Source organism: Pseudaquabacterium terrae, from assembly GCF_013266755.1.
In the GTDB taxonomy this organism is placed as follows: Bacteria; Pseudomonadota; Gammaproteobacteria; order Burkholderiales; family Burkholderiaceae_C; genus Pseudaquabacterium; species Pseudaquabacterium terrae.
Map to the genome: position 1 here is coordinate 220,792 of NZ_JABRWJ010000011.1, position 6,370 is coordinate 227,161.

4 protein-coding genes are annotated in these 6,370 nt (G+C 68.0%); all 4 read right to left on the minus strand.

Annotation, left to right across the window (positions count from 1 at the left end):
- Window positions 1-3 precede the first annotated feature (3 nt).
- A complete protein-coding gene (locus HLB44_RS30995; protein ID WP_217283872.1) occupies window positions 4-675 on the minus strand; it encodes a DNA methyltransferase in 672 nt (223 codons plus the stop codon).
- Between the two features lie 636 nt (window positions 676-1,311).
- On the minus strand, window positions 1,312-3,288 hold the full coding sequence (locus tag HLB44_RS31000; protein WP_173132529.1) for a ParB/RepB/Spo0J family partition protein: 1,977 nt from the start codon (window positions 3,286-3,288) through the stop codon (window positions 1,312-1,314).
- A 656-nt stretch (window positions 3,289-3,944) separates the two neighbouring features.
- Window positions 3,945-4,208 carry a hypothetical protein gene (locus HLB44_RS31005; RefSeq protein ID WP_173132532.1) on the minus strand — a complete coding sequence of 88 codons (264 nt, stop codon included), beginning with the start codon at window positions 4,206-4,208 and terminating at the stop codon, window positions 3,945-3,947.
- Window positions 4,209-4,266: 58 nt separating this feature from the next.
- Complete coding sequence (locus HLB44_RS31010; protein ID WP_246312558.1) at window positions 4,267-6,123, minus strand: DUF3560 domain-containing protein; 1,857 nt, start codon at window positions 6,121-6,123, stop codon at window positions 4,267-4,269.
- Window positions 6,124-6,370: the final 247 nt, after the last annotated feature.

Here is a 6,370-nt window from a genome sequence, read left to right on the forward strand (position 1 = left end):
CCTTCACGCCGCTGCGCCCACGTCGGCCGGGAGCGGCGGCCGTCGGCGCGGGCCCGCGCTCAGGCGCGCCGATGCCGTGGCGTGCATCGCCGGGTCCAGCTCGATGCCCAGGAACGAGCGATCGACCAGGCGCGCTGCGACGAGGGAAGAGCCCGAGCCGGCGAAGGGATCGAGCACCAGGCCGCCCTGCGGGCAGAAACATCGCACGAGCGGCGTGAGGATCGACGTCGGCTTCTGCGTTGGGTGCAGGCGATTGCCGGTGTACTCCCGCGGGATCACGTCGCCGATGGGCGCAGCAGGCCTCGGCGGGCGCCCCTTCGCCAGCAAGTACGCACCTTCGTGCTGGTAGCGCAGCATGCGCGTCGACGATGCGTAGCGCTTCGGAAACGTCAGGTGCCCTACCGGCGCTAGGCCGGCGCGGCGCCACGCGTGGAAGAAGCGGTCCGCCCTTGACCAGCCGTAGAACGAAACGCAGAAGGTGTCCGGCTTCATCAGCCGCGCGATGCCCTCGAAGGCCGGCACCAGCCAGTGGTCGTTCCGATCGTTGGCCACGCGCCGGCCGGAGCGGTCGACGTAGTTGACCAGGTATGGAGGATCGGCCAGGACGAAGTCAACGGATGCGGCGGGAAGGCCACGCATCACTTCGATGCAGTCGCCGCGCAAGACGGAGTTCAAAGGCATGCCCATGGTCCAAGCTCCAGTTGTTAAGAACTGGCGCACGCCTCGGGGAGTGGTCTCGTCGCCTGCCCCGGTGGTGATCGGCGTGTCGCCTGGCGTGGGCTGGGCAGCTGCAGTCGGGGTGAGGACAGCAACGTGGAATAAATGCCGGCCGCGCGCAGCCGGCCGGCCGTTTATGCCGCGAAAGTGCTGTCCTAGGCGGCCAGTGGAGCGGCCAACAGCCGCGCAAGCCTACGCAATCTCGGCGCAGCCGCTGGCCTTCGCCGGCGACCCGGATGCAGCGGCAAAGTACACCCCAGGCGACTCGCCGCGCGGAAAGTCGGCATGCGCGCCGAAGGCTTGGAAGTCGGCGCTCCCCAGCGCCCCAGTTTTCGCGGACGCGAAAACGTCCGAGGTCACCCGTCGCTGACTCGCGCGCCGGACCGGCGCGCCTCCTCTTGCACGACGGCACTTAGGCGCAGCCGCACCTTCATGCAGTTATGAGCGAATTCGTGGATACAGGGTCCCAGCCGAAAACCTGGAGCGGGCGGCTGGTGATGCTCCTTCGACGGCACAATGACATCGCCGCTGCTCGCCCTTCTGCGTGCGCCGCGCAGCAGGGTGCTAAGCACCCTGCCTCGGCCATCGTCGTCGTCAGCCGCGCGGCTTCAGCGCCGCGGGCAACCAGCGCTTGCCCTGGAGCAGGGCTTCGGCCTTGGCTACCGCCTCACCCTTCTTGAGCTTCTCCAAGGTCGAGGCCTCGGCCGTCATGCCGCTGTCGGCCAGCGCAGCGCAGATCATCGCCTTCGGCACGCAGTTGAGGTACTCGGCAGCGGTCGGCTGCCACCAGTCGGCCATGTCGAGGCCGACCGCTTCGCCCAGCGAGTCACTCGGGTGCTTGAGGTGCGAGGGCTGGACCGCGTTGACGGTCAGCGACACGCACAGCGCGATGAGATCGCACAACTCCGACATCGGCAGCTTGATCAGCCAGGGCAGCAGGCTCGCCGGATCGCCGGGCATCCGCTCACCCCACTGGTGGCGCAGCTCCTGCAGTTCCGTCCAGGCGCGCGAGGCCTTCACCGTCGACTCGGTGGCGGCGTCGAGTTGGCGTTCGCAACCCTTGGCCTGCAGGTCCAAGGCGCTGCCGACGCGGGGCGACGATTCGTCATCGAGGACGCGTCGGACCAGCGCGTGCGCAAGGGCGGCCATGGCAACCTGCGTGTTGTCCGCGAGCATGCGCTGCAGCGCGACCGTGCGGTGCGCGGTCAGGCGCCGCATCAGCGATTCGGACACGCTCGACTTAGGGGCCTCGACCTTCGACGGCTCTGCACCCTCCACTTTCGGCTCGTTTGCTGCTTCGGCGGCCGCCCGGGCTTTGGCGGCTGCCTTGCGGTCTTCCTGGCGGATCAGTCCGCGGCACGTCACGATCTTGCCGCTGTTGTCAAAGGTGACCAGCGCACCAGCGTGTGCGAGGACTTCTGGCGTCCAGCCCGACAGCGACTCACGCAGCCTGCTCAGTTGGGTGCGCCTGCGCTCGATCGTCTCGCTGAGCGTGCGCGCCTGCTCCTGCTCGGCATCGTTGAGATCTTCATCATCGCGCTCGTACAGCGCATCGCGTGCTCGATCCGCTTCGTCGTGCTTGGCCTGCAGGTCCGCGAGCTTCTTGCGCTCGTCGTCGCTCAGGTTTCGCAGGCCCTTGGTCGCGCGCGCGTAGTTCACGTCATACATGTTGGTCGCCTGGGCCCGCACTTCGATCCAGGCCCAACCCTCTCCGCGCAACTCGTCGGCGTGCTTCTGCAACTTCTGCTCGGCCAGCGTCTTGAGCAGCGTGGAGTCGATCAGGTACGTGTCGGCGTCCTGACCGAACAGGTCCGAACGAACGGCACCACCTGCGTTCTCGTAGGCCTTGATGCTGACGAAGCGCGCGAGCGGCGCCGTGGAGGCCACCTCTTCTGCCGTCAGCGCCTGTCGCAGGCTGTCCGGCGAGCGAGCCCACTGCTGCGACCTCGCAGCGTTCCAGACCCGTTCTTGAGCGGCGTGATCGTCGCTGATGCACAGGGCCATCAGCTGTTCCAGCGACATGCCGTCGTTGCTGAAGACTTCGAAGAGTGCCGGCGACGCTGCTGCGAGCTTCAGGCGCTGCCGCACGAACAGCTCCTTCACGCCGAACATCGCTGCGACCTGTTCGATGCTGCCGCACTGGTCGAACAGCTGCGCGAAGGCCTTGAACTCGTCGGCTGGGTGCATCTGCGTGCGCTGGATGTTCTCCGTGGCGCTGGCGGCAGCAGCTTCGTGATCAGGCACCTCCAGCACGTCGACCGGGTAGTCCGCGGGAATGGGCTCGACGTCGTCCACCTTTCCATCGCGGATAAGGCACAAGGCGAGGCGCCGCGTCTCGCCGGCGGCCACGAACGCACGACCCGTGCGCTTGCCTTGCTTCGCCTCGGGTACGACCACCAGGTTCTGCAGCAGACAGCCATGGGCGCTGATCGAATGCGCCATCGCCAGCACGCTTTCGGGGGTTCGCTTCTTCTTGCGCACGTTGTTGTCCGTCGACGGCAGCAGCGCATGCAGCGGATAGGTTGTGCGGACGAGTGGCTGGGCGGGTTGAGCAGTTGCGAGCGAAGCCATGGTGTGTTCCTCCAGGGGACCAGCCCGCCACCCACTGCGGGCGCGTTCGGCTGATCCTCTCGCTCGGCTCTCCTCGCTCCGCCCGGGGGCGGCGGGGGGTGGGCGACGGCCCTTCCCTCACGGGAAGGGTTGGGATGGGTGGGGTTCACAGCAGCTGACGCAGTGCGCCGGCTTCCCGTCTCACCGCATCAGATCCCCCCACAAGTCCCCCTCGCTGACCGACGGGGGCTTGTGGGGGGAGCGCGGTGAGGCGCCTGGCGCACGAGCTGCACCGAGCGCGGCCGATCGAAGAGCAGCGAAGACGGCCGCAACGACATCGAGGGCCGGCGGCTCTGCGGCCGACGTGCCACCAAGCGAAGCGGCTGGCGCGACGGTCGAGCCGGCTTGATCGCCCTTCAGCGGCGCCCTTTCCTTCCGCGCCGCGCCGTGAACGCCTGACCGCAACCGGAGGTCAACCCACACCGTGAGCGGCCGATATCAATAACTGGAGTCGGTTGCGGGAAAGCGTTCCTTGTTGGCACGATGACGTCGACTCGGACCGCACCAACCCTGCCTCACACACCGACGTTCGCAGTGCGGACAACCAGCGGGGCATGGGGCACGCGCCCTCGGGGCAGCCAGCCCCGAAGAGAGCGGTCCGTGCGCCTGCGTCAGGTCTACGGCACGGCCGGCGGCAGATACATCCGCACCTGCTCGAGCGCGTCGCCCCAGTTGTGCGCGTAGTGGTCGCCTTCGCATGGGTCTTCAACGAAGCCCGCGGGTGGCCAGACGTTCATGCCGCCGCCCGGCAGCTTCTCGATGCAGATGCTGTGCAGTGCCGCGAGGCGCTTGGCCTCCTGGCGCGCTGCGCGATGCTGATCACGAGGCGCATTGCGCGGCGCACTGAACGTTGCCTGCAGAAGGTTCCGCAGCGTCTTCATGGGTGGTGCCTTTGGGAGATCTCCGCAGGCGCCTTCGCGGCGCCGCGCGTCGTGGGTGTTAGGCCGTCGCCGTCTCGTCGACCGGAACCGTGAACGACAGCAGCACCGTGTTGGCGTTGGTTCCGGCTTCCTCGAAGGTGCCGGCCGGCAGGGGCTCCCACGTGCCGCCGTGGTGCTCGACCATCGGTTTCAAGGTCGCGTGCTGGCGTGGCCCGCCCGCGCAGATCGCCACCAGCGTGCCGCCCGGTTTGACAAACGTGGCCGCGTGTTCGATGTGCTTGATGTCCGCCGCGTCCGCAAACGGCGGGTTCATCAGCACGACGTCGAAGCGGCCGAGCTGCTCGACGGTGCATGCCAGAAAGTCCCGTTGATGCACCGTGACCTCTCGATGGTTCAGGCGCAGCACCTGGGACGCGGCCGGATGCACCTCGATGGCGGTGCACGCTGCTGCACAGCCGGTCACCGCCTCGATCGCGCGCAACAGCGCACCCGAGCCGGCGCTCGGCTCGAGGACTCGATGACCTGGCCGCACCTCTGCGAGCTCCACCATCCGGCGCGCCAGGTGCGCCGGCGTCGGGAACAACTGCGGCACGGTCACGACCTGCACGCCCTGGCGCAACTGGTCGCGCATCGCGTTCAACTCCGCCGGTGCGCGCGGTGCCGCAGCTTGCGGCGGCGCCGCGGTGGCCACGCGCTCCGGCGCGGGCAGCGCCGGCCTGGCCGCTGCATCGACGTTGGGCGCCGGCGGCGCTACCTGCTTCGCATCGCTGATGAAGACCCGAGCGTAGGCGTAGCGCTTGTTCGAGTCCTTTTCGTCGCCGAGAACGTAGCTGCCCAGCGCCACGCGGACCCGATGGGCCCCGGCGGTGTCAGTCGCGGCCCGGCGCTCCATGCCCTTGTAGTCCTTCGGGATCTTGTTCCATTGGGCCTGCGTGATGGTCGGCACGCCCTCCCCCGCGTAGTTCACGAGCGGCGGCAGCTTGGTGACCTCCTTGACGAGCGCCACCTCCTCGGCGGTCGGCGCCTGGTAGTCGGCGACCAGCTCCGCGCCGAACACGCGGCCACGCCGGTTCGTGGAGATCGACACCGGCTGCCCGTCCTTGCGGTTGACGCGCACGATGGTCGACCAGATGCCTTGAACCAGCACGCGGCCGCCCGGCTGCAAGTCGAACGTCTTGCCGGTCGTGCCGAGCTGCTCGCCGAGCATCGCCCGCTCGTACGTCAGTCGATGATCGTAGTGCTCGATCCAGCGCTGGGCCCAGGCGATCGTCGGCGGGTGAGACGCCAATGCGATCGCGCGCGCCTGCTCCACGGTGATGATCTGGTCCTCGAGCGCAGACCATAGGCCCATCTGGCCCTCGTACTGCGATGCAGGTGGGGTGCGGGGATAGTCGGCAAGCGGAAAGCAACGATGAATGTGCTCGTGGTTCGCGATGGTCAGCGCCTGGTCGCGCGTGAGGCCCTCTCGCTGCCACAGCTTCGTCAGCGTCTGGCGCTCTTCAACGAGGCGTTCTTGCCGCCGCTTGTCGGCCTCGATGATCTTGATGCGACGGTGACGCACGTCGGCGCGCTCCTTGTACTTCGCGTGCCGCAGGGCGCCGGCGGCGCGTTCCTGCCAGTAGGTCGAGGTTTCCCACAGGCGCACGGCCTTGCGCATGCCGTTCTGGATGCGCTCCTGATCCTTGCGCGCATGCCGCTCGCTGTGGTGTCCGATGAGGATCGGCTGCCCCAACGGGATGTGCTCGGTGATCGCGGCGACCGCCCGGCGCGCGGCGTCGGCCTCCCGCCCGCGACGGTCCGAGTAGCCATCGAAGCGGTCGGCTCGCGCGTCTGCGCGGTCGACCAGGCTGGTGTCTTCGTCGCCGATCTCGCCGCAGAGCTCGAGCAGCAGGTCGGCGCGAATCGGCGACCACATCGGCGCAACGAAGAGGTCTTGTTTCGGCGCCCACTTGAAGCCGGCCGCCTTGACCCGCTCGAAGGTCTCCGCGTCGAGCCGATAGAGGCTGTACAGCCGCAGCTTGTTGTCGTCGGGCGAGTAGCCCCGATCGACACTTCAAATTCCCCCACCTGTAGACACCCAAACTCCTCCAGGCAGGACGTGGTCGGATTATTGATCGGTCATGCTTCGGCGGCGATGGCCAAGCGCGCGGCCGCCTCCTTCA